The 24,768-nt window shown below is 63.9% G+C and carries 33 protein-coding genes and 1 tRNA gene; 27 read left to right on the plus strand and 7 right to left on the minus strand.

Annotated elements, in window-relative coordinates; genetic code table 11:
• Position 1 precedes the first annotated feature (1 nt).
• Genes BLS81_RS07305 through BLS81_RS07315 form a run of 3 tightly spaced genes read left to right on the plus strand, consistent with a single transcriptional unit; the run spans position 2 to position 3,104 of the window.
• Entirely contained in the window at positions 2 to 2,032 is a 2,031-nt protein-coding gene (locus BLS81_RS07305; protein WP_093222676.1) for a hypothetical protein, read from the plus strand.
• Positions 2,029 to 2,886 (plus strand): hypothetical protein, encoded by an 858-nt coding sequence (locus BLS81_RS07310; protein WP_093222678.1) that lies wholly within the window; start codon positions 2,029 to 2,031, stop codon positions 2,884 to 2,886. The genes BLS81_RS07305 and BLS81_RS07310 overlap by 4 nt, the downstream gene beginning before the upstream one ends.
• An 11-nt stretch (positions 2,887 to 2,897) precedes the next feature.
• Positions 2,898 to 3,104 (plus strand): hypothetical protein, encoded by a 207-nt coding sequence (locus BLS81_RS07315; protein ID WP_093222679.1) that lies wholly within the window; start codon positions 2,898 to 2,900, stop codon positions 3,102 to 3,104.
• A 155-nt stretch (positions 3,105 to 3,259) separates the two neighbouring features.
• On the opposite strand, the gene BLS81_RS20355 is transcribed toward BLS81_RS07315, so the two are convergent.
• Positions 3,260 to 4,039 (minus strand): hypothetical protein, encoded by a 780-nt coding sequence (locus BLS81_RS20355; protein WP_143023313.1) that lies wholly within the window; start codon positions 4,037 to 4,039, stop codon positions 3,260 to 3,262.
• Positions 4,040 to 4,161: 122 nt separating this feature from the next.
• Between BLS81_RS20355 and BLS81_RS07320 the strand changes: the two genes are divergently transcribed.
• From BLS81_RS07320 to BLS81_RS07360, 9 genes are read left to right on the plus strand one after another with little or no spacing between them, the layout of a single operon-like run.
• The gene (locus tag BLS81_RS07320; protein ID WP_093222681.1) at positions 4,162 to 4,713 is read left to right on the plus strand and encodes a phage baseplate assembly protein V; all 552 of its coding nucleotides are present in this window, start codon (positions 4,162 to 4,164) and stop codon (positions 4,711 to 4,713) included.
• A gap of 5 nt (positions 4,714 to 4,718) precedes the next feature.
• Complete coding sequence (locus BLS81_RS07325) at positions 4,719 to 5,078, plus strand: GPW/gp25 family protein (protein ID WP_256326112.1); 360 nt, start codon at positions 4,719 to 4,721, stop codon at positions 5,076 to 5,078.
• Positions 5,079 to 5,088: 10 nt separating this feature from the next.
• A complete protein-coding gene (locus BLS81_RS07330) occupies positions 5,089 to 6,285 on the plus strand; it encodes a phage tail sheath subtilisin-like domain-containing protein (protein ID WP_093222684.1) in 1,197 nt (398 codons plus the stop codon).
• Between the two features lie 24 nt (positions 6,286 to 6,309).
• A complete protein-coding gene (locus BLS81_RS07335; protein WP_093222686.1) occupies positions 6,310 to 6,822 on the plus strand; it encodes a phage major tail tube protein in 513 nt (170 codons plus the stop codon).
• A gap of 56 nt (positions 6,823 to 6,878) precedes the next feature.
• Positions 6,879 to 7,202 carry a phage tail assembly protein gene (locus tag BLS81_RS07340; protein WP_176787065.1) on the plus strand — a complete coding sequence of 108 codons (324 nt, stop codon included), beginning with the start codon at positions 6,879 to 6,881 and terminating at the stop codon, positions 7,200 to 7,202.
• Between the two features lie 8 nt (positions 7,203 to 7,210).
• Complete coding sequence (locus BLS81_RS07345; protein ID WP_093222687.1) at positions 7,211 to 7,327, plus strand: GpE family phage tail protein; 117 nt, start codon at positions 7,211 to 7,213, stop codon at positions 7,325 to 7,327.
• 6 nt (positions 7,328 to 7,333) lie between these two features.
• Positions 7,334 to 9,826, plus strand: coding sequence for a phage tail tape measure protein (locus tag BLS81_RS07350; protein WP_093222689.1), 2,493 nt, complete (start codon positions 7,334 to 7,336; stop codon positions 9,824 to 9,826).
• On the plus strand, positions 9,823 to 10,314 hold the full coding sequence (locus BLS81_RS07355) for a phage tail protein (RefSeq protein WP_093222690.1): 492 nt from the start codon (positions 9,823 to 9,825) through the stop codon (positions 10,312 to 10,314). Before BLS81_RS07350 ends, BLS81_RS07355 begins: the two co-directional genes overlap by 4 nt.
• Entirely contained in the window at positions 10,314 to 11,312 is a 999-nt protein-coding gene (locus BLS81_RS07360; protein ID WP_093222692.1) for a contractile injection system protein, VgrG/Pvc8 family, read from the plus strand. Before BLS81_RS07355 ends, BLS81_RS07360 begins: the two co-directional genes overlap by 1 nt.
• Before the next feature lie 31 nt (positions 11,313 to 11,343).
• Here the strand turns inward: BLS81_RS07360 and BLS81_RS07365 are convergent, their stop codons facing one another.
• The gene (locus BLS81_RS07365; protein WP_143023314.1) at positions 11,344 to 13,341 is read right to left on the minus strand and encodes a BbrUII/HgiDII family restriction enzyme; all 1,998 of its coding nucleotides are present in this window, start codon (positions 13,339 to 13,341) and stop codon (positions 11,344 to 11,346) included.
• A 173-nt stretch (positions 13,342 to 13,514) separates the two neighbouring features.
• Between BLS81_RS07365 and BLS81_RS07370 the strand changes: the two genes are divergently transcribed.
• Genes BLS81_RS07370 through BLS81_RS21235 form a run of 3 tightly spaced genes read left to right on the plus strand, consistent with a single transcriptional unit; the run spans position 13,515 to position 15,734 of the window.
• Complete coding sequence (locus tag BLS81_RS07370; RefSeq protein WP_093222695.1) at positions 13,515 to 14,606, plus strand: DNA cytosine methyltransferase; 1,092 nt, start codon at positions 13,515 to 13,517, stop codon at positions 14,604 to 14,606.
• Positions 14,603 to 15,046 (plus strand): very short patch repair endonuclease, encoded by a 444-nt coding sequence (locus tag BLS81_RS07375; protein WP_256326113.1) that lies wholly within the window; start codon positions 14,603 to 14,605, stop codon positions 15,044 to 15,046. Before BLS81_RS07370 ends, BLS81_RS07375 begins: the two co-directional genes overlap by 4 nt.
• The gene (locus BLS81_RS21235; RefSeq protein WP_093222975.1) at positions 15,033 to 15,734 is read left to right on the plus strand and encodes an HNH endonuclease; all 702 of its coding nucleotides are present in this window, start codon (positions 15,033 to 15,035) and stop codon (positions 15,732 to 15,734) included. The genes BLS81_RS07375 and BLS81_RS21235 overlap by 14 nt, the downstream gene beginning before the upstream one ends.
• Positions 15,735 to 15,872: 138 nt before the next feature.
• On the opposite strand, the gene BLS81_RS20360 is transcribed toward BLS81_RS21235, so the two are convergent.
• Both BLS81_RS20360 and BLS81_RS07385 read right to left on the minus strand, forming a co-directional pair.
• A complete protein-coding gene (locus tag BLS81_RS20360; protein WP_143023315.1) occupies positions 15,873 to 16,076 on the minus strand; it encodes a hypothetical protein in 204 nt (67 codons plus the stop codon).
• A 225-nt stretch (positions 16,077 to 16,301) separates the two neighbouring features.
• On the minus strand, positions 16,302 to 16,796 hold the full coding sequence (locus BLS81_RS07385; protein ID WP_093222698.1) for a helix-turn-helix domain-containing protein: 495 nt from the start codon (positions 16,794 to 16,796) through the stop codon (positions 16,302 to 16,304).
• An 83-nt stretch (positions 16,797 to 16,879) separates the two neighbouring features.
• On the opposite strand from BLS81_RS07385, the gene BLS81_RS07390 reads away from it, so the two are divergent.
• From BLS81_RS07390 to BLS81_RS07430, 11 genes are all read left to right on the plus strand, one after another.
• Complete coding sequence (locus BLS81_RS07390; RefSeq protein ID WP_093222699.1) at positions 16,880 to 17,176, plus strand: transcriptional regulator; 297 nt, start codon at positions 16,880 to 16,882, stop codon at positions 17,174 to 17,176.
• Positions 17,169 to 17,405: a hypothetical protein gene (locus BLS81_RS07395; protein WP_093222701.1), complete on the plus strand. Its 237-nt coding sequence runs from the start codon at positions 17,169 to 17,171 to the stop codon at positions 17,403 to 17,405. The genes BLS81_RS07390 and BLS81_RS07395 overlap by 8 nt, the downstream gene beginning before the upstream one ends.
• Positions 17,402 to 17,902, plus strand: coding sequence for a hypothetical protein (locus BLS81_RS21040; RefSeq protein WP_256326114.1), 501 nt, complete (start codon positions 17,402 to 17,404; stop codon positions 17,900 to 17,902). Before BLS81_RS07395 ends, BLS81_RS21040 begins: the two co-directional genes overlap by 4 nt.
• Positions 17,899 to 18,234 (plus strand): Ogr/Delta-like zinc finger protein, encoded by a 336-nt coding sequence (locus BLS81_RS21045; protein ID WP_256326115.1) that lies wholly within the window; start codon positions 17,899 to 17,901, stop codon positions 18,232 to 18,234. Before BLS81_RS21040 ends, BLS81_RS21045 begins: the two co-directional genes overlap by 4 nt.
• A 106-nt stretch (positions 18,235 to 18,340) precedes the next feature.
• Positions 18,341 to 18,781 carry a hypothetical protein gene (locus BLS81_RS07405; RefSeq protein ID WP_093222704.1) on the plus strand — a complete coding sequence of 147 codons (441 nt, stop codon included), beginning with the start codon at positions 18,341 to 18,343 and terminating at the stop codon, positions 18,779 to 18,781.
• Complete coding sequence (locus tag BLS81_RS21050) at positions 18,778 to 18,903, plus strand: hypothetical protein (protein ID WP_256326116.1); 126 nt, start codon at positions 18,778 to 18,780, stop codon at positions 18,901 to 18,903. Before BLS81_RS07405 ends, BLS81_RS21050 begins: the two co-directional genes overlap by 4 nt.
• On the plus strand, positions 18,900 to 19,088 hold the full coding sequence (locus BLS81_RS07410; protein ID WP_093222705.1) for a hypothetical protein: 189 nt from the start codon (positions 18,900 to 18,902) through the stop codon (positions 19,086 to 19,088). Before BLS81_RS21050 ends, BLS81_RS07410 begins: the two co-directional genes overlap by 4 nt.
• Positions 19,089 to 19,112: 24 nt before the next feature.
• The gene (locus BLS81_RS07415) at positions 19,113 to 19,352 is read left to right on the plus strand and encodes a DUF2312 domain-containing protein (RefSeq protein WP_093222707.1); all 240 of its coding nucleotides are present in this window, start codon (positions 19,113 to 19,115) and stop codon (positions 19,350 to 19,352) included.
• 130 nt (positions 19,353 to 19,482) lie between these two features.
• Complete coding sequence (locus BLS81_RS07420) at positions 19,483 to 19,806, plus strand: DUF5658 family protein (protein ID WP_093222708.1); 324 nt, start codon at positions 19,483 to 19,485, stop codon at positions 19,804 to 19,806.
• Positions 19,807 to 19,874: 68 nt separating this feature from the next.
• Positions 19,875 to 20,552, plus strand: coding sequence for a hypothetical protein (locus BLS81_RS07425; RefSeq protein ID WP_093222710.1), 678 nt, complete (start codon positions 19,875 to 19,877; stop codon positions 20,550 to 20,552).
• A 166-nt stretch (positions 20,553 to 20,718) separates the two neighbouring features.
• Entirely contained in the window at positions 20,719 to 22,059 is a 1,341-nt protein-coding gene (locus BLS81_RS07430) for a site-specific integrase (protein ID WP_093222711.1), read from the plus strand.
• A 10-nt stretch (positions 22,060 to 22,069) separates the two neighbouring features.
• On the opposite strand, the gene BLS81_RS07435 is transcribed toward BLS81_RS07430, so the two are convergent.
• Positions 22,070 to 22,144: transfer RNA gene (locus tag BLS81_RS07435), tRNA-Val, on the minus strand.
• Positions 22,145 to 22,227: 83 nt separating this feature from the next.
• Positions 22,228 to 22,602 (minus strand): cell cycle two-component system response regulator CpdR, encoded by a 375-nt coding sequence (cpdR, locus tag BLS81_RS07440; RefSeq protein WP_093222713.1) that lies wholly within the window; start codon positions 22,600 to 22,602, stop codon positions 22,228 to 22,230.
• Positions 22,603 to 22,709: 107 nt separating this feature from the next.
• Here cpdR and BLS81_RS07445 point away from each other — a divergent pair, with 107 nt between their 5' ends.
• The gene (locus tag BLS81_RS07445; protein WP_093222714.1) at positions 22,710 to 23,561 is read left to right on the plus strand and encodes an N-formylglutamate amidohydrolase; all 852 of its coding nucleotides are present in this window, start codon (positions 22,710 to 22,712) and stop codon (positions 23,559 to 23,561) included.
• A gap of 395 nt (positions 23,562 to 23,956) precedes the next feature.
• Here the strand turns inward: BLS81_RS07445 and BLS81_RS07450 are convergent, their stop codons facing one another.
• On the minus strand, positions 23,957 to 24,733 hold the full coding sequence (locus BLS81_RS07450; RefSeq protein ID WP_093222716.1) for a SapC family protein: 777 nt from the start codon (positions 24,731 to 24,733) through the stop codon (positions 23,957 to 23,959).
• Positions 24,734 to 24,768: the final 35 nt, after the last annotated feature.

Below are 24,768 nucleotides of genomic sequence, written 5' to 3' on the forward strand. Positions count from 1 at the left end.
GATGGCGAAGATCTCCGATCTCGAACTGGTCGCGCAGCCGGGTGGTGATGAAACCGTCGTCATCCTCAAGGACGGTGTCGCCAAGCGGAGCCTGTTCTCATGGCTGGTCGAGGCGGCAGCCAGGCCGTTCGTCACGGCGGCTCAACAAGCCCGCGACGACGCGCGCACCGCCCAGGCGGGGGCAGTCGACAGCGTCACCACGCGCCTCAAGGATCTGGGCTTCGATCCCGAGATCGGCTACGAAGCCGATCTCGCCGGCGTGGTTTCGGCCGCGCGCACCGCGCTCGGGACGCTGCTCGACTTCATCGATCCGGCCGGCAATCGCTATATCGAAAACCCGCTGATCCTGTCGCAGCTCCTGGCGGTGCCCGCACTCACGCTCGGCGGAGTGAGCGAAACGAACCTCGGGGGCTACGAGGCCGATCTCGCCGGCGGCGGGCGCCTCTATGTCGATGCCAACGGCTTCCTGCTCAATTCCGATGACGGGATGGGAAATTTTCCGGTCACGGGTCCGATCGCCTCGGCCTTCGGAGGCGCCTTTGGCGGGGGCCTCGCCGCGCCGTTCGTATCGCTGAACGGGATGGCCGAAACGAACCTGGCCGGGTTCGAGGCCGATCTCGCCGGCGGCAGCAGGCTCTATGTCGATGGCAACGGCCTCCTGCTCGATGCCGACGACGGGCTCGGCAATTTCCCGGTCAGCGGCCCGATCGCTTCGGCCTTTAGCGGTGCCTTCGCCGGCGGCGTGAGCGCGCCGTCGCTGACGATGAACGGCGTCACCGAAACCAATGCGCTCGGTTTCGAGGCCGATCTCGTCGGTGGCCAGTATTTCGTGGTCGATGGCAACGGCGACCTGTTGACCGGCACGAGCAGCGGCGCGTCGGATCTCACGACCTACGCGACCGCGACCCATGCCGATGGCAGCATCACCACCGTCGAGCTGGTCAACGGCAAGCCGCAGATCGTCACCTATGACGGGCCGAGCGGCGCGCGTACCGTGCTTACCAGCGACGGCAACGCCAATGTCGCGCCCGCGATCACCGCCACGAAACAGGTGATCTACACGAACGACGCCGATGGGGCAGCGAAGCGGATGTGGCGCCCGCTGCTCGGCGGAGCGGCGTGGCCGGTCGCGCCCTCCGCGCTGATCGTCGTCGATGGCGATTCCATCGGGGAGAACGGCAACAGCGGCTTCACACCCGCACTCATCGCCCAGGTGCAGGGTCGCACCATCCAAACCGAATCCATCGGCGGCCAGAAGTCCGATCAGATCGCAAGGCGAAACGGCGCCGTCGCGATCACCACAGCCGTGTTCGCGGGCGGCCAAGTGCCGGCGGCGGGTGCAGTCGCGGTGACCGGTATCGATTTTCTGCAATCGTCGAGCAATCGCTCGGTCCTGGTCGATGCCCTTGGTTCGGACGGATCGGTCGTTCAGGGCATCCTCGCGTTCACCGCCAACGGTTCGACCTACGCGTTCACACGCTCGGTTGGCGGCGCCGCGATGAACGTTCCCGCAGGCGGAGCGACCCTGGTGGTTCGCTCCGGTCTGTCTCAGGTCTATCCGATCGAGGAGCTGAAGATCGCCACCCACGTCTATCAGGCGGGGCGGAACGACGTCGGGAAACCGGGCTACAGCGAGGACGCGACCTTCGCCAACATCGCGGCGATGGTGGATAACAACATGCCGATCGCCAAGCGCTGGCTGGCGAACGGCATCATCCCCGGCTTGGTCGATCTGCCAATAAGCCAGGGCGGCACCCGCACCGACGACGCCGCTTCGCTGGTGGTGCTGCAGCAGATCCAGAGCCTCAATATCCGGCTCGCCGCCTTTGCAGGATCGCGGTTCGTGGACATGCTCGCCGCGATCAAGCTCGCCGGGCTCACCTCTCAGTACACGGTGGGCGGGCAGGTCTTCGACATCCCCAACACGGATTTCAGCGGCGCGGACGGGCTGCACCCGGTCCTTCCCGCCGCCAAAGCGGCGATGGCGGCGGCGGTGGTGGCGAAAATGAACCAGAAAGGATGGCTTGTATGAGTTCGGTTGCCTACGTGAAGAAGTTGCTGGGCGTAACCGGCGGCTCCAAGAAGCTCTACCGCGACAATGGCATCGCGATGGCGCCGATCATGGACGATGGCTGGGTCGGCCACTTCGACTTCCGATCCGATTATGTCCGCAATGGGGGCGGCGTCGGCGTCGGCGCAACCTTCCGCAATCTCGTCGATGGCGGTGGCGTGGCAACGGTGCTCGCTCCGTTCACCGGCCTGAGCAATCGCGGCCTGCTGCTGGCGGGCGCGAGCTATTTCCAGCTCCCCGACGCGTTCAAGGTCGCCGCCAACGCCACGCACTTCACGGTCGGCCTCGCCTTCTGGAACGATCCCGCACAGGCTTATGCCGCTTCGTCCGCGATCTATCTGGCCGGCTACGGCTACCAGAACGGCGCGCAATGCACATGGGCCTTCACCGGCGCCACCGACGCGAACGGCAAGATCTCGGCGATCACCTTCCGCACGATGTCGATCGGCCTGGTGTGGCCGAACGCGGCCGCGATCAATGACGGCAACGCCCACTTCCTGGTGGCCGAGGTCATCGTCAACAGCGCCACCTCGCTGACCGTCAACCTGTTCGTGGATGGCGTGAAGGTCGCGACCACCACCGCGCAGGGTGGATATAGCGGCGCATTCAGTGTTCCGGCCGGTCAGATCGCGATCGTGGGATGCCCCACCGCGAACGCCAGCCTCACAGGCTATCAGGCGGCGTTGCGCGGTGCCGTGTGCCGCGCGTGGGTCAAGCAGCATGCGCTCGATGCCGCCAATATCGCCATCGCGACCACCGCCGCCAACGAAGCCGCCAAATACGGCGTCGCCGGCGTCAACCGCTTTGCCGCCTGAAGGAGAAAATCATGCCGCTCGAAATGAACGAACCCGTCAGGGTGCATACCGCGGATCAAGGCATCATCGCCGCCAAGTTCGTGATGGCGTGGACGGATTGGTCCGAGGACGAAGCTAAGCCCCTCATCGACGCGATGGTCGGGGAGAATGTGCTCTACGGATCGATCCCGCATGTCGATCACGCGTGGGGCAGATTGCCGTCGTGGTCACCAGCCTAGACGCGGAGGTACCTGAAGCAGCCCGCGACGCGCCGGAAGGCAACGATCATGCTACCCAGGGAGAGCAAATAGGGCGAATTTGCGCACCACGGGCGCGACAACAATCGCCGCAAACATCCACAATATTCCCACGCCTTATGTTCACAGACAGCGACTCAATTCGACGGCCGCCCCATGAATGCCGAGTTTCCAACAGGCTCATTCGAATTCATCATCCTCCGATACTCATCAATTGTCGCCTGAAGCTCGAACATATCTTCCGGATTAAACCCACACTCCACTATAACACTGCAAAACCTTGAATCAGTTTTCCATAAATTTGTGTGAGCTATGATGAAACCGTCATACCGCGATTTTTTTATATCCGCATAAATCTCCATCGCCGAAGAAATTAAAACCTTGAGATCACGAACATCATCGGCTCGATAATTATAACGCTCGTGCAGGGCGATCGGGCGGCACCTATCATGCGATATTCTAAGAACTAGAGCCTCCGCATTCCAGTTAGCACCGCCCCCGCTAAAATGAGCAAGGGCCAAATTTCTGATGTCTTTTATCCGACTATGCGCTGCCTGCAAGCTGGGGTTAATTCTCTCACCGATCCCACTTTTGAACCGCTTTTCCGAGGTAGTAAACGTCGCGCGACCGTAAAGCATAGTAGCTTGCCAAAAGAGCGCAGAAGATACGACACCTTCCCCGATCGATTGAGATTCCTCTGCATAGCTGGATTTTGGTAGGTAATTCTCCAACAAATCACAGGCGCGTCTCGCCTGAAGTAAATCCCATCCCGCAGATACGATAGCGTAGTATCTGCGGACCACGCTGCCATACGGGCGATATTTGCTACTCTTTCTCTCAAGAACCTCTATCGCTTTGAAAAGGTCGGTGCCGACAACCTGATTCATACCTGCATTTTTCCAGCCGTTAATCGACATTCTAGCCCCAGCGCCTGACATCGATGCAGCATACGAGGGGTAAAGTGAAGGTCGCCTTGTAGAAACCCTTTCCACAAGACCTGGCCCGCGCATCTCTCCGGCAGGCTCGCCATGCTCCGCGCATGAGCGATCCTGCCGACAACCAGCGCCTGATCGGCGACATCGTGCGCGAAGGCACCGTCGAGTCCGTCGATCTCGCCAAGCGCACATGCCGCTTCAAGACTGGCGATCTCGTCACCGGCGACGTGCCGTGGCTCGCCGCGCGCTCGGGCGCGACCAAGCGCTGGTCACCCCCCAGCAAAGGCGAGCAGGGCCTGCTCATCTGCCCCGAGGGTGACACAGAACGCGGCATCGTGCTGCCCGGCCTGTTCAGCAACGCGCACCCCGCGCCCTCGGCCGAGGATGTCGATCTGACCGTTTATGCCGATGGCGCGCGCATCGGCTACGATCCAGGCGCCCATACGCTCACCGCGATCCTGCCGAGCGGCGCGACCGCGCGCATCGAGGCGGACGGCGGCCTGTCGATCAAAGGCCCGGTGTCGATCGAGGGCAAGCTCACCATCACCGAGACGATCGAGGCCGAAGGCGAGATCACCGGCAGCGGCATCAAGCTCTCCAAGCACCATCACGGCCAGGTGAAGACGGGCACCGACGAATCGGGTGATCCGCTATGAACGGCATGGACCGCAACACCGGCAAGCCGCTGAGCGGCGCCGCGCACCTGAGCCAATCGGTCGGCGATATCCTCGGCACGCCGCTCGGCACCCGCATCGCGCGCCGCGAATACGGCTCGATCGTCCCCGAGCTGCTCGACCAACCGCTCAACGATCTCACCCGCGTGCGGATCTTCGCCGCCTCGGCACTGGCGCTGCAGCGCCAGGAGCCGCGCCTCAAGGCCGCGCGGTTCACGCTCGCGCGCGGCACCGAACCCGGCTCGGCCATGCTGACGATCGACGGGCGCCGCACCGATGTCGCCCAGATCAACGCCCGCGTCTCGCTCGCCGTCCCCATCCGCTCGCTGACCGCTCTCTCTGCCTGAAAGGATCCTCATGCCCGCCCCCTACCAGCACGGCATCACCGTCACCGAAGTCGCCAGCACCAACCGCACGATCGCGACGATCGCGACCGGCGTGATCGGCCTGGTCGCGACCGCCACCGCAGCCGCCGGCGCCGCGACCGCTGCGCTCGATGCCGCCTTCCCGCTCGATCGCCCGGTCCTCGTCAGGAACATCCTCACCGCGATCGACGCGGCCGGTACGGGCGGCACGCTCAAGGCGGCGCTCCAGGCCATCGCCGACCAGGTCCGCACCCCCGTCGTCGTCGTGCGCGTCGCCGCTGGCGCCGATGCCGACGCCACCAACCTTGCCGTGATCGGCACCGATACCGGCGGCGTGAAGACCGGCATGCAGGCGCTCCTCGCGGCCGACGCCCAGCTCGGCTATCGCCCGCGCATCATCGGCGCGCCTGGCCTCGACACCCAGCCGGTGGCGACCGCGCTGGCGGCCGTAGCGGCCAAGCTCCGCGCGATGGCCTATGCCGCCGCGATCGGCGCGGCCCTCGACGACGTGATCGACTATCGCGATCATTTCACCGCGCGCGAGCTGATGCTCATCTACCCCGATTTTCTCGCCCCCGACGGCGTGCTCGGCGCGACCGCGACCAGCTTCGCCGTCGCCCGTGCGCTCGGCTTGCGCGCGCAGATCGACCAGACAATGGGCTGGAACAAGACGCTCTCCAACGTGCCGGTCGCCGGCGTCGTCGGCCTCACCCACGATATCGGCTTCGACATCCAGAGCGTGGACAGCGACGCCAACCAGCTCAACGCCGCCAGCGTCACCACGATCGTCCGCCTCAACGGCGAGCTGCGCTTCTGGGGCAGCCGCACCTGCGCGCCGGCGGATAGCGACTTCACCTTCGAGAGCGCGACCCGCTCCGCACAGATCCTCGCCGACACGATGGCGGCGGGACTGGTGTGGGCGATCGACAAGCCGCTGACGCCCAGCCTCGCGCGCGACATCGTCGAGGAGATCAACGACAAGCTGCGAGCGCTGGTGCGCGGCGGGTTCCTGCTCGGCGCCGTCGCCTGGTTCGATCCCGACAAGAACCCGACCGACTCGCTCAAGCAGGGCATCCTGCAGATCAGCTACAAATACACGCCGACCCCGCCGCTCGAGCATCTCGGCCTGCAACAGGAAATCACCGACGATTACTTGGCCGATTTCGCCACGCTCGTCGCCGGCGCCTGATCCCTCACTCCTGGAGAAAACGCGATGGGCCTCCCCCGCAAGCTCAAGAACATGATGCTCTTCAACGACGGTGTCGCCTACCTCGGCGACATCGCCTCCTTCACCACTCCCAAGCTCGGCCGCAAATTCGAGGAATATCGCGGCGGCGGCATGGACGGCCCGGTCAAGATCGACATGGGCAGCGAAGCGCTCGAGGCCGAATGGAGCTGCGGCGGGCCGATGCGCGACGTGCTGCGCCAATATGGCGTCACCAGCGTTACTGGCGTCCAGCTCCGCTTTGTTGGCGCGTTCCAGAACGACGACACTGGCGATGTCGATACCGTCGAGATCGTCATTCGCGGCCGACACGAAGAAATCGACATGGGCGAGCAGAAGCCCGGTGAGGGTGGCGAGTTCAAGGTCAAAACCGCCATCGCCTATTACAAGCTGAGCTGGAACGGTCAGACCGAGATCGAGATCAATCAGCTCGGCATGGTCTTCGTCGTTGGCGGCGTCGATCGCCTCGCTCCCGTCCGCGACGCGATGGGAATCTTCTGACCTGGCCGGCGCCCGCCGGCGCCGGCCCCTTCCCCTTTTGAACCTGAGGCGCTTCCATGACCGACACTTCGACCGACACCCCGCTGATGCGCAGCTTCACCAACGATGAGCCGATCATGTTCGGCGGCAAGATCCTCATCCCCGCCGGCACCACGATTTCCGTGCGCAAGCCCGGTTCGGGCGAGATGCGTGGCCTCAAGCTCGCCGAGCTGATCCAGCTCGACGTACTCTCGCTCGAGACGATCGCGCCGCGCATCACCTCCCCCATCATCCAGAAGGGCGCCGTGCTCGATCCTGCGGACCTCATGCAGTTCGGGACCGAGGTGATGGATTTTTTGCTGCCGAAATCCGCGAAGGATGCGGCCTCCCCGCAAGCGTAGACGAAGCGATGGCGGATTTGGCGATCGTCTTCCACTGGTCGCCAGCCGTCATGGACCCGATGAGCGTCGCCGAGCTGATGGGCTGGCGCGAACGCGCCGCCGCGCGCCACAATCCCGAAAGCTGAGCCGTCATGGACCGCGACCTTCGTATCCGCCTGCTGCTCGAAGCCGCCGATCGCGTCACCGGCCCGCTGCGCGGCATCGCCGGCGGATCCTCGCGCGCCGCCCAGGCGCTCCGCGCCACGCGCGACCGGCTCAAGGAAATCGAGCGGGCGCAGTCGCAGATCGCCGGCTTCCGTCAGCTCAAGGCGGGCCTGCGCTCGACCGAACAGTCGCTGCACGCCACCCAGACCCGCGTCGCGGATCTCGCGCGCCAGATCCGGCAGACGTCCAACCCGACGCGGCAGATGATCCGCGACTTCGAGCGCGCCAAGGCAGAGGCGGCGCGGCTCACCCGCCAGCATGAAACCGAATCGCGCGAGTTGCAGACGCTCCGCGACCGGCTCCGCGCGGCCGGCATTTCCACCAACGACCTGGCGCGCCATGAGCGCGAGCTGCGCGAGCGTGCCGCCGGCGCCAACCGCGAGCTGCAGGAACAGGAACGCCGGCTTCGCGGCGTGCTCGATCGCCAGCGCCGGCTGACCGCCGCGCGCGAGCAGTTCAGCCGGTACCAGGGCGTCGCGACCGGTCTCGCCGTCGGCGGCGCTGCCGCGATGGGCACCGGCATGGCGATGGCGCGTCCCTTCCTGGGCGGCATCAAGGAAGCACAGGCCTACCAATCGGCGATGACGGATATCGCGCAGAAGGCCGACATGACACGGCAGGCAGGCGAGCGCATGGGCGTTGGCCTGCTCGCGGCCGCTAAGGCGGCAAACCAGATGCCAGCGGATCTGCAAGCGGGCGTCGATGCCCTCGCCGGCTTCGGCCTCGATCCGCGCAAGGCCACGCAGATGATGCAGCCGATCGGCCGCGCCGCCACCGCGTACAAGGCGGAAATCGCCGATCTGTCGAAAGCCGCGTTCGCCGCCAACGACAATCTCAAGGTGCCGATCGACCAGACCGGCCGCGTCATCGACATCATGGCGCAGGCCGGCAAGAGCGGCGCGTTCGAGATCAAGGACATGGCGCAGTATTTCCCGACGCTGACCGCCGGCTATCAGGCGCTCGGGCAGACGGGTACCGCTGCAGTCGCCGATCTGGCCGCAGCGCTCCAGATCGCGCGCAAGGGTGCCGGCGATGCCGCGTCGGCCGCGACCAACGTCGAGAACGTCCTTCAGAAGATCGCTTCCCCGGCCACCATCGGCAAGTTCAAGAAGTTCGGCGTCGATCTGCCCGCCGCGCTGAAGAAGGCTTATGCCGAAGGCAAGACGCCGCTCGAGGCGATCGCCGAGCTGACCAACAAGACGCTGGGCGGTGACCTCGGCAAGATCGGATTCCTGTTCGAGGACGCCCAGGTGCAGCAGGGCTTGCGCCCGCTGATCCAGAACCTGCAGGTGTATAAGCGGATCCGCGCCGAGGCAGCCGGCGCCAGCGGCACGACCGACCGCGATTTCGCCGAGCGCATGAAGGACTCGGCCGAGCAGTCCAAGCAGCTCGACATCAACGCCAAGGTGCTCGGCATCACGCTCGGCACGATGCTGCTGCCGACCGTCAACGCCGTCACCCAGAAGCTCACCGCCTGGGCGAACTGGGTCGGTGAGGCGGCAAAGCGGCATCCCGCGCTCGCGAAGGGCATTGCCTTGCTCGGCGGAGGCCTGGCGGCGCTGCTGATCGTCCTGGGCGGCGCCGGCATCGTATTGGCCGGCCTGGTGGCGCCATTTGCGGCATTGGCGACCGTAGCGACCTTCTTCGAGATCGGCATGCTGCCGCTGATCGGAATCGTCGCCGGCGTTGTCCTCGGCATTCTCGCGCTCGGCGCCGCTGCCTATACGATCTATGCCAATTGGGGCGCTATCGCTGGTTGGTTCGCCGGTTTGTGGGCGTCGATCAAGGCCGCCTTCTTCGGGAGCATCGCCGCGATCGGCGCGATGCTGTCCGGATTTTCCCCCCTCGGTCTCTTGTCCGCCGCATTCGCGGCGCTGATGAGCTGGCTTGGCGTGAAGATCCCGGCCGACCTCGCGACCGCCGGCAAGAACATGATCCTCGGTTTGATCGGCGGTATCACGGGCATGCTCGGCGCACTGCAATCGACGATCGTGAACGCCGCGAATTCGGCTGCCGAGTGGTTCAAAAAGAAGCTGGGCATCCACTCGCCGAGCCGGGTCTTCATGGCGTTCGGTGGACACATCATGACCGGCCTTTCGAACGGCATCGCTGGCGGCGAGGATGGGCCAGTCGGGCGTATAGACAGCCTGTCCAAGCGGCTCACGGCGGCAATGGTCGTTGGCGCGGCGATGCCGGCGGTCGCAGCCGCCAGCGCCACGCCGTCAAATGCGCTCGCGGGCGGTGCGGGCATGGGGATGACGATCGGCTCCGTTACTATTCAGGTCTACGCGGCGGCCGGTCAGAGCCCTGCCGATATCGCCAAAGCGGTGCGCGCCGAACTCGAAACACTGCAGCGGGAACAGGCAGCGAGGCAGCGATCGAGCTTCGCCGATCAGCAGGATTGGAGTGACCGCGCATGATGTTGTCCCTCGGCATGTTCGTGTTTGCCATCCCAACGCTCGCCTATGAGGAGATGAAGCGCCGCGCCGATTATCGCCATGCCCGGTCGGCGCGGATCGGCGCGCGCGACGCCACGCAGTTCGTCGGGCCGGGTGACGAGACCATCTCGCTGTCAGGCGCGGCCTTCGCCGAACTGTCCGATGGGCAAGCCTCGCTCGACCAACTCCGCGACATGGGGGCGAGCGGCGACACCTGGCCGCTCGTCGATGGTACCGGTCGCGTCTACGGCGCGTTCGTCATCGAGGGCATCGACGAGGGCCAGAGCCACTTCCTTCCCGATGGCACCGCCCGCAAGATCGACTTCTCGATCTCGCTGCTGCGCGTGGACGAGGAGCGCGAGGATCCCGCCGAAAGCGCTTCGGACGATTACCCGACCGATGACCAGGGCTATCTCATCGGTGTGCCCGACGACACCCCAGATCCCGAGGTTCCTGACGAGGACGTGTGATGATCTCCAACGTCCCCGACTATCGCGTCACGCTCGACGGTAAGGATTTGACAGCACGCTTCCGTCCGCGCCTGCTCTCGCTCAGCATCACCGAAAAGCGCGGCGACGAAGCCGACCAGCTCGACATCGCGCTTGACGATGCGGATGGCAGGCTGGCGCTGCCAAAGGCGGGCGCCGTGCTCCATATTCAGATCGGCTGGAAGCAGGGTAGCGGCGTCAAGGTCGGCCTGGTCGATAAGGGCAGCTTCGTCGTCGATGAGATCGAGCACAGCGGCCCGCCCGACGCGGTGACGATTCGCGCGCGCTCCGCGGACTTCACCAGCGATCTGCGCACGCGGCGGGAGACGAGTTGGCACGATACCACGGTCGGCGCCGTCGTGTCCGAGGTGGCGGGTCGCAATGGCCTGTCCGCCCGCTGCGCGCCGGCGCTGGCGTCGGTCTCCGTCAAGACACTCGCCCAGAGCCGTGAAAGCGACATGGCCTTGCTGCGCCGCCTCGGCCGCGAGCACGATGCCGTCGCCACCATCAAGCGCGGTGCGCTGATCTTCGCGCCCGTCGGCAGCGGCCAGACCGCGAGCGGCGCCGCCCTGCCCTCGCTCAGCCTGCGACGGCGTGACGGCGATCGGCACAGCTACCGGGTCGAGAAGCGCGAGGAGGCCGAAGGCGTCACCGCCAGCTATCATGATCGCGACGAGGCTGCCCGCAAGGATGTGACCGTCGGCAAGGCCGCCGGCGCGAAGAAGCTCAGCCATGTCTATGCGACGAAATCGAGCGCCGAGCGCGCCGCCAAATCGACGATGAAGCGCGCCGGGCGCCAACCCGTGTCGCTCACCCTCGCGCTCGCGCTCGGCCGCGCCGATCTCTATCCCGAGCAGAAGGCGAGCGTGTGTGGCTTCAAAGCTGAGATCGATGCCATAGGCTGGCTGGTGTCCGAGGTGACGCACACCGTCAATGACCGCGGCTTCGTCACCGGGTTGAAGCTGGAGAGCGCATCTTAGAAAGCGAACTATGGTGTAGAGAATTGCGAGTTTACGAGACCTGCGTTTTTTCGGCAGACGAGGCTAAAACTGGCAGATCATCCTCTGCGGGCAAACTCTCCTCGATCGCCGCGATAAGAGAGAACACCCGACCGGCCTCCTTGTCGGTGTCGAGATACTCCCGATAAGCACGGTATGCATTTTCGATCAGCTCTTGGTACAGAACAACACGAGAATCGATAAATTTCATCTGGTCTTCGGAAGCTTTTTTCGCGCGGTCCGATGTCCAATCGCTAAGTGGCTTACCGACGACGCATACTATCTCCACCGCGTCGTTCGATTGCCCATACTCGCCCAGAAGCTTTTCAAGGGCATTCCGATATTTCCGAACTTGTTGCAATAAAGCGTCAGTATTGGTTAGAACTCCCGACCTCTTGAGTTCGATGATGACGTGGCGACCGCCGGTTTTTCTGTACTTTATATCGATCCGAGCTTTCTTTTCATCATCGGTAAGGCCAGCATCTATCTTTGCAAACTCAGTCTCGACGCGCTGTTCCATGTACTGCGTTTCGGTAGCTCTTTCCCACGAGGGATCGAGCAGCCAAAGGTGATTGAATAGATGTTGCTGGATGACTTTTTCGAGGACGTTCTCATCGACTTTCTGCTGCAAAGCTTTCACCACGCGAATGCGCCCTGCTATTATCTGGTGGTAAAGGGTAGCTTCCAGATCGTCGTGATGACCGAATATCACCCCGAACAATTCTAGGTTGTCGAGAGTTATATCCTGCAGAGCATCAAGATTTTTTCTATAGCGCAAGCTCTCGAAAGCCAAAACACCGTGCTTTATTAGTGTGCGCCGCTGCTCCCCATCGTCAACAGTCAGTTGATTTATACGACCAAATAGGGTTGCAGCGCGCTTCTTATCATCCCCTACGAGTTCTCCAAACCAATCTTTTACCGCGGGGATTTCCATAGCCGCTGCAGTTCCGGTCTCATTTCTGAACTTGGTCCATTGTGACTGGATATACTTCAGTTCGACACCGATCGATTCCTTCAGAGCTTCGTAACGCGGATCGTCCTCAATCAGCGATTGGCGGCTGCTGGTTGCGATGTCCTCTTCGTCATCTACATCTAGAAAGTCGGCGTGAATCTCGCCCATGAGGTATTTGGTATAAATACCGCCTTCGTTGAACCGTTCGAGAATATCTTCCTGTGCCAATTTGCCCCGCACCATGACGACGATCCGGTTTAGGTTTTCGCCCCCGTCGTCCTTGAGAGCGCCAGCTTCTCGCACTGTTCCGATCCACCCATCTACTCCGACGATAGTCCGAGCGGATTCGCGATCCAGTTTCTTGGCCTGCCCGCGTAACGCCACACCTTTAGGACCGTAATGCCAGAGATATTGCAGCTTGTGTCCGTAGTCTCTGTCTTCGGGTGAAACCGCCGCGCCGTTCACGTGGACGTCGAAGTGGAACTCGGGGCCGATGATGCTGAAGCGTCGCGCCAGCCGGCGCTTCAGCGCGGATTCGGTATTGTTCAATTTTTTTCGGAGGTTACGCAAAACGATCCGCGTGCCCTTCGTCACGACCAGGTCTGTTTTCGCGAGCGACTCCGGCACGTACTTTCCTACGCCGCCCTTGATCTTATCGCGGATGTCAGAAAGTTTCATAGTGAAGCCGTTGCGCTCCCCGTCACGAGCGGACTGGACTTCGACTTCGTCGGCGATCGAGAAAAGCGAGAGCTTACCTATGCCCTTCCGGCCCATGACGCGCCGCCCGAAGCGGGGTGTTACCGCCTCTCCCGCGGCTTCACGACGTTGATATCCGACGGTCAGAAACTTCGAGTTGATGTCGCTTTCGGTCATCCCGTGGCCATCATCGGTGATGACTATGGTCGCATCATCTTTCGAAATATCAATCGTCACATGCTCCGCGTCGGCATCCCACGCGTTGGCGACTACCTCCGCTAAGATCGCAGGAACGTTGCTATAGAGGTTAATTCCAAGATGGTTGAGCACGTTGAGGCTCAACGTCATTTCGAATTCGGCCAAAGCGATTCCCCTCGTATGGGGTCACCGTACTCAACACGTTGCCCGCCTACAACGGCCCACCGAAAATGGTAGAGACGGTGTTCCGGCGTCGAGGCGGCTCTCCTTGCGAAAGCCGCCGACTCGGTTAAATGGATCGAGTACGGCGCACCGCCGGAACAGACGCGAGCGGAGCGATGAAGGCGGTCGAAAGCACCGAAACGAACAGGGATCAGGCTCACGGGCCGAGCGTAGCCTCGGTGGTCGATCTGTTTTGCGGCGCGGGCGGCTTGGCGCATGGCTTCCGCAACGAGGGGTTCTCGATCGCGGCGGGCATCGATCTCGACCCGGCGTGTCGCTATGCTTTCGAGTACAACAATGCCGCCAGATTCGTGGAAAAAGATGTCGACGAACTGACCGGCGAGGAATTGACGGGATTGTTCGCGAAGCACAGTCGGCGGGTGCTCGTCGGTTGCGCGCCGTGCCAACCGTTCTCCACCTACAATCAGAAGGGCAGAGGCAAGGCCAAGTATGGCTTGGTCGATAAATTTTCCGAATTGATCGCCCGGTGCGAGCCCGATGTCGTTTCTATGGAAAACGTTCCGAAACTCGCCGACTTCGACGGAGGACGGCTGCTTGATGGTTTCGAAGCACGTCTGGTCGATCGAGGCTACGAAGTCAGCAGGAAGATCGTGCCCATGATTGAGTACGGTTTGCCTCAGAAGCGGCGCCGGCTTGTCGTATTAGCCTCCAAGCTCGGACCGATCGAGCTTGATGAGCCGCAGCAAAAGGCCGCGAAGCGGACGGTCATGGACGAGATCGGAGATCTCCCTCCTTTGGCCGCAGGTGAGGTCGATCCCGACGACCAGCTTCATAAAGCTAGCCGTTTGTCGGATTTGAACCTGAAACGAATCCGCGAGTCACGGCAGGGCGGAAGTTGGAGCGATTGGAACCCCGAGCTCGTCGCTGCCTGCCATCGGACGGACGGCGGCAAAACCTACCGTTCGGTATACGGACGCATGGAGTGGAACGAGCCGGCGCCAACGATCACGACTCAATTCTACGGGTTCGGCAACGGTCGGTTCGGGCATCCAGAGCAGGACAGAGGCATATCGCTGCGCGAAGGCGCGATGCTTCAGTCCTTTCCGCGTGACTACCGCTTCACCGCACCGGGGCAGCGCGTCCACATGAAAACCGTGGGGCGCTTGATCGGCAACGCGGTGCCCGTGACGCTTGGTCGGATCATAGCCCGATCCGTGCGCCGGCATTTGGCCGAACATCCGGTTTGAGTTCGCCCAAGTTCGAGAACGTTTCGCCGGAACGCTCCCGTCTGATGGCGAGGGTGAAGGGGAAGGACACGAAGCCCGAACTCCTCGTTCGCCGAGCGCTGCACGCTCTAGGCTATCGCTTTAGACTGCACCGACGCGAACTACCTGGCCGTCCGGACATAGTGCTGCCGCGGTACAGAACCGCAATATTCATTCATGGCTGCTTTTGGCATCGGCATCCCGAATGTTCGAAGGCGAGCATGCCGAAGACTAGGGTCGATTTTTGGCGGGAGAAATTCGAGACCAACATAGACCGCGACGGACGCAATATAGCCGCGCTGCGGGAGCTCGGTTGGCAAGTGCTCGTCGTTTGGGAATGCGAGACCAAACAAATCGAAGAACTGACTTTGCGCCTGGCAGCAGCGTTGGGTCGACGGGAGCACGCCGATGGTGAAAGTTGACAAGTGGACGGATGATGAGCTTGAGGCCGCATTGCGAGCTTACGTTCACGTCCTCTCAGGGGACAAGACGGGAACACAATTCTCCCCGACATTGCTCCATCGTTCTCTGATCGCCGGCCCGCTTGCCAATCGGAACGAAGGAGCCGTTGGGCGCCGGATGTCCAACATATCCGCCGTGATGGTAGCGGCGAACGAGCCGTTCGTCGCACGTTATAAGCCGTCCTTGAACCATGTCGGAGCAAACGTAAGTGCCACAATTCTCAGACTGCTCGCAAAAATGCGCAGCGATGCTCGGCACCCCACGTCTGATCCCACTGTTTTGGAAACCAGAGCCTACACGCTGATGGCGTGCGGAAGTCTCCCAAAGCCGTTGGGATCGGGCAATCCAGGAACTCGAAGCGGATTGACAACGACATACGTCAGATCGCCTGAAGTGGTTGCTTGGATCCTGCAACAAGCGAAAGGCATTTGTGAAGCCTGCGACAAGCCAGCCCCTTTCGTTTCTGCGTCAGGCACACCTTATTTGGAGGTACATCACGTCAAGCATCTTGCGGACGGCGGTCCGGACGTAGTGGAAAACGCCGTCGCCTTATGCCCCAACTGCCATCGCCGACTTCACCATGCGAGCGACGCGCGTCCCTACCGCCAGGCGCTCCTCAAACGCTGCTTGAGGCTGCTCGAATTCTAGAGCAACCTCAAGCTCAACGAGACGCTGCATTTTACACGGGTTGCACCTGACGCCACCTCATTGATGCGATCCGGTCCAGCACCCGGTGTCTCGACACATGTCTCAAACGAACGACCAATATATCATGAAGCTGGACAGTTATCGTGTCCGATAGTCGGCGGCAATGTCGACGGCCACATTTTGAAGCTGGCCCCCATCGACGTCATAATTTTGGTCGAAAGCCTCTTTCGCGACGCTTTTGAGATCCTCGGCCAGCGCCGACACATCATCGCCTGAAAGCGCTCCGGACGAGACCAGAACGCGGATAAGCGCCCGGTAAGCATTTTGCGTAGCAACATCCATTTTCGGACTCCCTGTCTAAGCTAACTATCTGGAGCTTTGCAGGTTGAAAACAAGAGGAGCGGGCAACGCCCAGCTACGCGCCAAGCCACTCATCTCGGCATGGCATTTCCTACACCGTCGCCCCGTGGCACTGGAATAAAACAAGAACAAACTTTGGACGAACATTGAGCGCCCCGGTATATCGATCGACCCCAGGCTGCGATCTCGCCTGCCCCCGCTGCGACGTCATGTGCGCGACGCTGGTGGCAATTCGCGATGATCTCTGGCGGGATCTGGAACGGCTTCATCGCGAGCGCGCGGTGCGGCCGGCGCGTGTTCGGGTGCGAGATCTCGAAGCTGTGCAAAGCCAGTTGGCAGCCGCCGAGCGAGCAGTTGCGCGATTTCGTCCTTCGGCCTGGTCAGATCAAGCGGGAGCAGCAGGCCTTGAAACATGCGCGCCAGCGCGGCTTCACTAGGGAAAGCCACATGCATCATGACCAACTGGGGAGCTGGGGGAGCAGGAAGGCGAGCGTCGGCTGCCGGATCGTCGATCTCTCCCAGCAGATACTCGGGCGTGGTGTCGAGGGCTCGCGCAATCTTATGGATACGCGAGGAGCCGCCCGCACCCCGTTTGATCAGGTTGTTGATCGACGGCTGGGTCACACCGACTCGTCGAGCGAGCTCTGCCTGTGACATACCTGTGGCAGCAAGCCGTTCAACGAGTCGATCACCTAAGCTCATGGTTCAACCCTATTACTTTGGTTATAGCATGAAACTTCGTTCTAGTGATTGACGACATATAACTTTGGTGATAGCTCCACCGCATGGAGCAAGAACCCACCCCGTTCGAAGCACTCACCCAAGCGGTCGAGATCGCTGGCGGGCAGTCAGCCTTGGGCCGCATCTGCGGCAAGGCGCAGCCCACTGTTTGGAAATGGCTTCAAAACGGCAAGCACCTGCCGCCAGAGCATGTGCTTGCGGTCGAGGATGCGACCGGCGTTTCCCGATATTTGCTCCGGCCGGACATCTACCCTCGCGATCATACCGCTGACCTATCGCCGACGCCGCTGGGTGTCGCGTGCGATCGCGCGCCGATTTTGGACCGAGGCGCCGGTGGCTGATCTGTTCGCCAACGCCCCGGCACGCGGGGCCGCGCGCATCGCGCAAGAGCGCGTGCGTACCCTGCCCGCGTTGCTCCACACCTTACAGACGTTCTGGAAGATCGCGGGGGACCAGCATCACGCTTCGGTCAACCTCGCCGGCGTCGATCCGCTCGACGGCGCAACCGTGTCGCTCAACCGCGACGATCGGGGCGTGCTGTACGTCCAGTTCGAGGGGCTAAAACGATGACGAAGGTCGTTGCCCCCCTCACCTTCCCGCACGCCATCCGCCGTGTCGCGGCCGTGCTCGACTATCCCGAGATCGCGCGGATCGTGCGGCGCAGCTCCAGCCTCGCGCGCAAATGGTCCGATCCTGCGACGCGCAAATCGCCCTCGCTCGATCAGGCGCTCGCGATCGAGGCGGCGTATCGCGCCGCCGGCGGCGAAGGCTCGCCGATCCTCGAGGCGTTCGCCTTTCAGCTCGATGCCCTGGTCGTCGAGCAATCCGCCTGCCAGCGCGCGCTGGCGGACGAGCTTGCCGTTTTCGCCAAGGAATGCGGAGAGGCGCTCGCCGTCGGCATCGCCATCACCCAGCCGGGCGCGGTCAGCCCGTCATCCGTTCATCACGCTCTGGTCGAAGCCGAGCAGGCGCGTCGCGCCGCCGGCACCTTCATCGGGCGCCTAAAGAGTTTCCTTCCGCGCGGCGCGGGGCCGCTCGGGGAAAGCGCCGGGGGAGGCACCGCGTGACGACCAAGTCCAGACTACCACGAATCACCTGCCCGCATTGCGGGACGCGCACCATCGTGCGCAGCAGCGAACAGGTCACGCCGACATATCGCGAGGTGCGCCTGTCCTGCGAGAACGAGGAGTGCGGGCACACCATGCTCGCCGGCATCTCGATCATCCGCACCATCCGCCCGAGCGCGCGGCCGAACCCGGACGTCATGCTGCCGATCGGCAACCAGAACCTGCGCGTGGCGCGCGCGCGGCCCGCCAATGACGATACCCGCGTGCCCGCCAACGACGAGCAGCCGCTCGGCCCCGAAACCGAGGCTGGGGCCATGATCGAAAGCGGCTGATCCGCGCGGGATAGCCCGCCCGCCCCTACCCGTCCGAACCGCCGACCCGGCCGCAGCCTCCCCGCTGCCGGCATCGGCACCCCCTTGCCCGAAAGGAACCGATGCGATGATGCACATCCAGCCTTCCGAAATGCGCAGAACCGCCGAGCAGATCGGCGCGCCGGCGCGCATGACGCCGTGGCGCTACCTCAAGCTGCGCCGCCTCGCCGCCGGCCTCACCATAGAGCGCCTCGCCGAGAGCATCACCCCGCGCGGGCGCGACCGCCGCAAGACCGTCGCGCTCATCGCGTTGCTGGAAACCGAAGGCGCGCACGCCCGCAACGACCTGACGCTCCGCGCGCTCGCCAACGCCTTCCCGTTCGATCCGCTCGTTTATCGCCAGTTGGCCGAGGAACCAGCCGATCGCCATCCGCGCGTCTGCGGTACCTGCGGCTGCTCGCATTGGGATCCGTGCGAAAGCGAAGCGGGTTGCTGCGCCTGGACCGCGCCGGACCAGTGCAGCCGCTGCGCGGGGAACGACGGCGCGCAGGCGGGCGATCATGCATGATGCCGCCCCCAAGCGCGCCGCGCCGCTCGCGCGTGCGATCCGCGGCGATCATCGTCGTCACGATCCTCGCGCTGCCGATCCTCTTCGTGGCGTTCCTCGCCAGCTTCGACGCGAAGCGATGATGCCAGCCGCGATCCACGATCAGGCGTGCCGCTGCCGCGCGTGCCACCCCGCGTCCTGCACGGATCGGCCGCTGGTCGGCTGGAACGTCGTCGCGCTCGTCGCCGTGGCGGGCACCGCCGCGCTGCTGTTCGATGCCGGCGGCTTCACCCCCTGGCTCGCCGGCCTGCTCGGCATGCTGCGCTGACCTTTTCAACCTGGAGAGCCGATTATGACCGACACCATTGCCGCCGACCGATTGCGCCTGCTCATCGAGCGTATCGAGCGCCTTGAGGAAGAAAAGCGCGGGATCGCCGACGACATCAAGGACGTCTACGGCGAAGCCAAGTCCACCGGGTTCGACACGAAGACGATCCGGCAGATCGTCCGCCTGCGCAAAATGGAGAAGCACCACCGCGACGAAGCCGCGGCGCTGCTCGAAACCTACATGCAAGCGCTGGGTCTCGCCTGATGCCGCGCGCGACCATGTCATCGTGTTGTTGGCGTTGCACGCGGGGCGCGATTGCACGCCGGGAGTGCCCGCACCTTGGGTGCCGACGGCCGGGAAGTTCCGGCCGTCGGCAGTACCCAGGCGGCCCGGCATGATCGACACCATCCTGTTCGCGATCGTCCTCACGCTGCAGCTTGGCGATGGCATTAGCACGGTTCTATGCCTCCGCTACGACGGCCTCAGCGAAGGCAACCCCGCCGCCAGGCATCTCATGGGGAGCTTCGGCGTCGTCACGGCATCGGTGATCCTCAAGGTGGCCGCGGCCTTGCTCGCGCTCGCTGTCCTGCTCCTGGCGCCTTTTAACGGCACCCGCACAGCTATCCTCGCCGTCGCGGCCGTCATGTTCGCTTGGGCAACGGGGAGCAACGTTCGGCTTCTCATCAAAAAGCGCCACGCAAGCGATCGTGGGGCGTGAGCCATTATCGACCCGCGAGCCGTCAATTGCCCTGTCCTACACCATGCAGCGCGCCCGAAGGAAACAGCATGAAATCCGGCGAAATCACCACCACCCCGGAAGGCGAACAGCGCCACCCCTGGGACTGGTATGTCGAGCAAGCGTGGGTGACCGAGCGGCTGTGCGACGTCGTCGATCTGGAAAGCGACGTCCACTATCTCGATCCGACCTGCGGCCTCTGTACGATCCCGCAGGTGCTCGCAAATCGCGGGATGACGGCGTTCGGCACCGATATCGTCCAGCGCACCGACAGCAGCCTGTTCCTGGCCGAGCATGATTTTCTCGGCGCGCAGATGCTGCTGATCGAGCGCTGTCACCCGCTCTCGATCGTCATGAACCCGCCCTTTTCCTATCAGGACGGCAAGCTGGTGCGCGGCCTCGCCGAAAAGTTCGTTCGCCGGGCGCTCCAAATCTCTACGCACAAAGTAGCGGCGTTGTTGCCCATAAAGTGGCTGGCTAGCTCTGGACGGGTGAGCCTGTTCCGAGACTTCCCGCCGTCGATCTACGTCCTCGCCGAGCGGCCATCGATGCCGCCCGGCGACCGGATCGATCAGCTCGGCCCGCGCCGCGCATGGAAGGGCGGCAAGGTCGATTACGCCTGGTTCGTCTGGGACAAGCGAGGCCCGCGCGTCGAGCATGCTCGCACCTTCTGGATACCGCCGCGCCCGAAGGCGCGCGCACAAGCTGAGCGGAGGCTCGCGGCATGACCGGCACGATCCCCTCCATCGTCCACCTCGACAAGCGCGTCTGCCGCGCCGCCGAGGTGGGGCGCGGCGTCGATCTGACCGCCGCCGATCTCGATCTGCTGGTCGGCCTCGGCCTCATCGGCCTCCTCCACACCGCCAAAGCCCAATATCTCGAGGAACAGACACGATGCCGGCACGCGAGGCGCCAATCTATCGCCGAGGCAAATACTGGCTCGACAAGCTCCGCCGCGAGGACGGCACGCCCCGCTCGTCCAGTTGGTACGTCTTCTGGTACGATCCCGAGAAGCGACGCGAAGCGAGCCTCTCAACGGGCACGGACGACGCTGACAAAGCCGTCGTCCAGCTCGACCGGCGCTACCTGAGCGACAAGGGCGAAGGCCCGGCTTTCTGCCACGCCTGCGGCCAGCCGCTGGCCTCCGCCGACGCCTATCTGCTCAGCGATGCCATCGCGGATTACATGCTCGAGCACGGCGACCTTCAGGATTCGGCCGTCAGTATCCGCGCGCGCCTGAAGCACGTCCTCGATTTCCTCGATGCCGAGGAGGCGCGCGCCGGCGGCGTGTTCGGGATCGAGACGAGCTGCGCCGCCGCCTGCGGCAACGTGTTCGTCACCGCGTTCCGCGCCTGGTCGAAGGAGCAGCCGGTGGTGTGGCGCAACAAGGCCGGCGATGTCACCGCCTCGCGCCCGCGTTCGGGCGCCACCACCGAAGAATCGGTGCTGCAGGTGGCGGCCGCCCTCAACCATGCCGTCAACGCCGATCCGCCCCGCTCGGAGAAGCGTCCGGTCTATCGCCCGCTGCCACGCAAGCAGGTCTCCCGCCCGCGCCGGCACCGCGTCGAGGTGCCGGTGATCGCCGACATGCTGGCTTACGCGGCCGAGGCGAGCAAGAAGCGCGCCTCGCTGCACGCCTTCATCGTGGCGTCGCTCTGCACACTCGCCCGCCCCGACTCGGTGGTGGACATCTGCGTCGCCCCCGAGCGCGAGCAATGGCATTCGGGCGCCCCGACGCTCGATCTCAACCCCTTCGGCCGGCGCCAGACCAACAAATATCGGCCCGTCATCCCGGTCCTGCCGCAACTCGAGGAATGGCTCGCCGCCGAGCTGGCCGCCTACCGCAGCCTCGACCCCGCCGCGCGCAAGGGCGCCGGCTTCCTGGTCAATTATTACGGCAAGCCCGTGCTCAACGTGAAGCGCGCGTGGAACACCATGCTAACCGAGCTGAAGCTGCCCGAAGGCCGCGAGTGGAAGCCCTACCTGCTCCGCCACAGCCTAGCGACGATCCTGCGCAACCGCGGCGTCGCCAAATGGGATCTCGAAGGCTTCATGGGCCACGACGTGACCGGATCGACCGAGGTGTACGCCATCGGCCGATTCGAAACGGTCACCCGCGCCCTGCAAGACATCCTGGGAGAGATCGATCTCCGCGCACCGGGCACTTTGCGCCGAAACTGCGCCGAAGGCGGTCTATCCGGTCAGTCAGCAAAGGAGCCGAAAATGACCGGATAGAGCCAAAAAATGGTGGGCGTGGCAAGGATTGAACTTGCGACCCCTGCGATGTCAACACAGTGCTCTACCACTGAGCTACACGCCCACGCGCTTGGCCCGTGAGCCTTGCGAGCCGCGCCCAATAACGGGGGTTTGCCCCGCACGCAAGCGCGGTTTGTCAGAAAAAAATCAGCCGCCGCTCACGCGCTCCATCTCGAACATGCGATCCACCTCCAGCACGAGCTCGCGCAGATGGAAGGGTTTGGAGAGCACGCGCGCGCGCGGGATCGTGTTGCCGGCCTTCAGCGTGACCGCGGCGAAGCCGGTGATGAACATCACGCGCAGATCGGGCGCTATCTCCCCGGCATGTTGCGCCAGCTCGATGCCGTCCATCTCGGGCATGACGATATCGGTCAGCAGCAGGTCGAAATGTTCGGTCTTCAGCAGCGGGATCGCCGCCGTACCGCGATCGACCGCGCTCACCGCATAGCCCGAGCGCTCCAGCGCGCGCGTGAGGTACTCGCGCATCACGCGATCGTCCTCCGCCAACAAAATCCGTATCATCGCGTTCCGCCCAAGCCTTCGAGCGGCGTCTATGCGCAAAGCCCTTAACATTTTCCAGCCGCCATCCCGTGATTGCGGTGGCCCGTGGCGGGGCGTAGGCTCGCGCCATGGCGCAGCCACTTCCGTCCTTCGATCTGTATGACGCGGACGCTCCGGCCAGCCCGGTCGTGCTTTCGGTGCCGCACGCCGGGCGCGACTATCCGCTGACGATGCGCGCGGCGCTGCGGGTCCCGCCGGCGACGCTCGTCGCGCTCGAGGATCGCCATGCCGATACGCTCGCGCTGGGCGCGCGTGGCGACGAGGCGATGATCGTGCAGCGCCGCGCGCGCGCCTGGATCGACCTCAACCGCAGCGAGCAGGAGCGCGATCCCGCCATCGACACCGGCGTGTCGTTGAAGTCGCTGCCGGCGGCGACCGCGAAGCTGCGCGGCGGCCTGGGGCTGATCCCGCGCCGCACCGCCAGCACCGGCGACATCTGGCGGCGCAAGCTCGACGGCGAGGAAGTGACCGCGCGAATCGTGCGGGATTACCGCCCCTATCACGCCGCGCTGCGCGGGCTGCTGGCGGCCGCGCGGGAGCGCTTCGGCGTGGCGGTGCTGCTCGACGTGCATTCGATGCCCTCGCTCGGGGCGGGACAGGCGCGCCTCGTGATCGGTGACCGCTTCGGTCGCGCCGCGCCGTCGCGGATGATCGCGCGGATCGAGGCCGAGGCCACCGCCGCCGGCGTGCCGGTGGCGCTCAACGTGCCCTATGCGGGCGGGCACATCATCGACACCCATGCCGACCCGGCGCGCCACATCTTCGCGGTGCAACTGGAGTTCGATCGCGCGCTGTACCTCGACGGCGCGCTCGACCGGCCCGGTGACGGCCTGATCGCGACCACCGCCTTGCTCCGACGGATCATCACGGCGGTGGCGGACGAAGCGCTTCCGGGCCCCGCCGCGATCGCGGCGGAATAGCCTCCCCGGCCCGCTCCCGACCCCACCAATCTCCAGCGTCGGAATACAAAAAAACCACCGCGTGCCGAGCACGCGGTGGCCAAGGTTCAGGGAGGAGATACGCTGAAAGCGTATCGCATGGCCTCGCGAAAGGGGGGACACGAAGCCACGCAACCGCAATATAGGCAGGGGGTATGGGGCCTTCAAGGCCAAAAAATCACATTGCGACGAACCCGCCGAAATGGCGGAAGTCTTACGCTTTTGTGACATTACCCCGTCCGATCGACGCGCGTGCGGCTATGATGCAGCGCCGCGTGACGCACGATCATCCACCAAAGGAAATGGGCTCCCGCGCGAGCGGAAGCCCATTGTCGAAGCCGGTAGGCACGGTGGGGCGAAACCCGCCCCGCCCCTGCTCAGTTCGGGAATTGCGGCAGCGGCACCTTGCCCAGACGGTTCTGGCGATCGAACACCTGCGGCATCAATTGCAGCGAGAACAGGTGCGCATAGAGCAGCGGCAACATGCCGTTCTTCTGGATCTTGCGAAGCTGGTCGCCGCGCAGCTCGTTAAGCTTCTCCTCGTTCACCATCTGGAAGCCGCGATACACGAACGGCTGCGGCGCGCCTTCGGGCTGGATCGAAATCTCGCCTTCCATCAACAGCCCCAATTCGCGCAGTTCGCGCATGAAATTGCCGGTGCGGGCGCCGGCCTCTTCGAACATCTCGTTGAACTGGAGGATGTTCTGGACGATCTCGGTCGGCTTGCCGTCTTCGAACAGCGGCTCGCCCTCGTCGAACGCGCCGATCACGTCGGCGGTCGAATCGAAGCACAGCGATAGTTCCTGCGCGTCCGGGGTCAGCTTGGCGAGCATGAACGGATAGCGGCGGACATAGGCCGGGACGTACACCGACGGATCGGTCAGCTTGCCTTCCTCGTCGATGAAGACGTTGACGCCTTCGTTCAGGCCCATCAGCGCGATCGGCACCGCATCGTCGCCCGCGGTGAAGACAATCGGCATGCTGCGCTGGACGTGGATGAACTCGTCGACCGTCACGGGAATCGCATGCTGGTTGACGAGGAACGGTGCGCGATCGATCTGGCGCAGCTTGAACGCGGCGTGCGCTCCGCTCGAAAGCGGTTCGAGCGCGTTGTAGAACAAGGGAAGCGAGGCTTGTTGCGGCGCGCTGGCCATACGTCATCTCCAAAGGGTCGTGTAAGCGGGCCGCT

This window comes from Sphingomonas sp. NFR15, from assembly GCF_900103265.1.
Lineage (GTDB): Bacteria > Pseudomonadota > Alphaproteobacteria > Sphingomonadales > Sphingomonadaceae > Sphingomonas > Sphingomonas pollutisoli.

Bases quoted from the DNA above. Each gene is read 5' to 3' on its own strand.
- BLS81_RS07305 (WP_093222676.1), top strand. From the start codon at position 2: ATGGCGAAGATCTCCGATCTCGAACTGGTCGCGCAGCCGGGTGGTGAT.
- BLS81_RS07310 (WP_093222678.1), top strand. From the start codon at position 2,029: ATGAGTTCGGTTGCCTACGTGAAGAAGTTGCTGGGCGTAACCGGCGGC.
- BLS81_RS07315 (WP_093222679.1), top strand. From the start codon at position 2,898: ATGCCGCTCGAAATGAACGAACCCGTCAGGGTGCATACCGCGGATCAA.
- BLS81_RS20355 (WP_143023313.1), bottom strand. From the start codon at position 4,039: ATGTCGATTAACGGCTGGAAAAATGCAGGTATGAATCAGGTTGTCGGC.
- BLS81_RS07320 (WP_093222681.1), top strand. From the start codon at position 4,162: ATGAGCGATCCTGCCGACAACCAGCGCCTGATCGGCGACATCGTGCGC.
- BLS81_RS07325 (WP_256326112.1), top strand. From the start codon at position 4,719: ATGGACCGCAACACCGGCAAGCCGCTGAGCGGCGCCGCGCACCTGAGC.
- BLS81_RS07330 (WP_093222684.1), top strand. From the start codon at position 5,089: ATGCCCGCCCCCTACCAGCACGGCATCACCGTCACCGAAGTCGCCAGC.
- BLS81_RS07335 (WP_093222686.1), top strand. From the start codon at position 6,310: ATGGGCCTCCCCCGCAAGCTCAAGAACATGATGCTCTTCAACGACGGT.
- BLS81_RS07340 (WP_176787065.1), top strand. From the start codon at position 6,879: ATGACCGACACTTCGACCGACACCCCGCTGATGCGCAGCTTCACCAAC.
- BLS81_RS07345 (WP_093222687.1), top strand. From the start codon at position 7,211: ATGGCGGATTTGGCGATCGTCTTCCACTGGTCGCCAGCCGTCATGGAC.
- BLS81_RS07350 (WP_093222689.1), top strand. From the start codon at position 7,334: ATGGACCGCGACCTTCGTATCCGCCTGCTGCTCGAAGCCGCCGATCGC.
- BLS81_RS07355 (WP_093222690.1), top strand. From the start codon at position 9,823: ATGATGTTGTCCCTCGGCATGTTCGTGTTTGCCATCCCAACGCTCGCC.
- BLS81_RS07360 (WP_093222692.1), top strand. From the start codon at position 10,314: ATGATCTCCAACGTCCCCGACTATCGCGTCACGCTCGACGGTAAGGAT.
- BLS81_RS07370 (WP_093222695.1), top strand. From the start codon at position 13,515: ATGAAGGCGGTCGAAAGCACCGAAACGAACAGGGATCAGGCTCACGGG.
- BLS81_RS21235 (WP_093222975.1), top strand. From the start codon at position 15,033: ATGGTGAAAGTTGACAAGTGGACGGATGATGAGCTTGAGGCCGCATTG.
- BLS81_RS20360 (WP_143023315.1), bottom strand. From the start codon at position 16,076: ATGGATGTTGCTACGCAAAATGCTTACCGGGCGCTTATCCGCGTTCTG.
- BLS81_RS07385 (WP_093222698.1), bottom strand. From the start codon at position 16,796: ATGAGCTTAGGTGATCGACTCGTTGAACGGCTTGCTGCCACAGGTATG.
- BLS81_RS07390 (WP_093222699.1), top strand. From the start codon at position 16,880: ATGGAGCAAGAACCCACCCCGTTCGAAGCACTCACCCAAGCGGTCGAG.
- BLS81_RS21040 (WP_256326114.1), top strand. From the start codon at position 17,402: ATGACGAAGGTCGTTGCCCCCCTCACCTTCCCGCACGCCATCCGCCGT.
- BLS81_RS07405 (WP_093222704.1), top strand. From the start codon at position 18,341: ATGATGCACATCCAGCCTTCCGAAATGCGCAGAACCGCCGAGCAGATC.
- BLS81_RS21050 (WP_256326116.1), top strand. From the start codon at position 18,778: ATGATGCCGCCCCCAAGCGCGCCGCGCCGCTCGCGCGTGCGATCCGCG.
- BLS81_RS07410 (WP_093222705.1), top strand. From the start codon at position 18,900: ATGATGCCAGCCGCGATCCACGATCAGGCGTGCCGCTGCCGCGCGTGC.
- BLS81_RS07415 (WP_093222707.1), top strand. From the start codon at position 19,113: ATGACCGACACCATTGCCGCCGACCGATTGCGCCTGCTCATCGAGCGT.
- BLS81_RS07420 (WP_093222708.1), top strand. From the start codon at position 19,483: ATGATCGACACCATCCTGTTCGCGATCGTCCTCACGCTGCAGCTTGGC.
- BLS81_RS07425 (WP_093222710.1), top strand. From the start codon at position 19,875: ATGAAATCCGGCGAAATCACCACCACCCCGGAAGGCGAACAGCGCCAC.
- BLS81_RS07430 (WP_093222711.1), top strand. From the start codon at position 20,719: ATGCCGGCACGCGAGGCGCCAATCTATCGCCGAGGCAAATACTGGCTC.
- cpdR (WP_093222713.1), bottom strand. From the start codon at position 22,602: ATGATACGGATTTTGTTGGCGGAGGACGATCGCGTGATGCGCGAGTAC.
- BLS81_RS07445 (WP_093222714.1), top strand. From the start codon at position 22,710: ATGGCGCAGCCACTTCCGTCCTTCGATCTGTATGACGCGGACGCTCCG.
- BLS81_RS07450 (WP_093222716.1), bottom strand. From the start codon at position 24,733: ATGGCCAGCGCGCCGCAACAAGCCTCGCTTCCCTTGTTCTACAACGCG.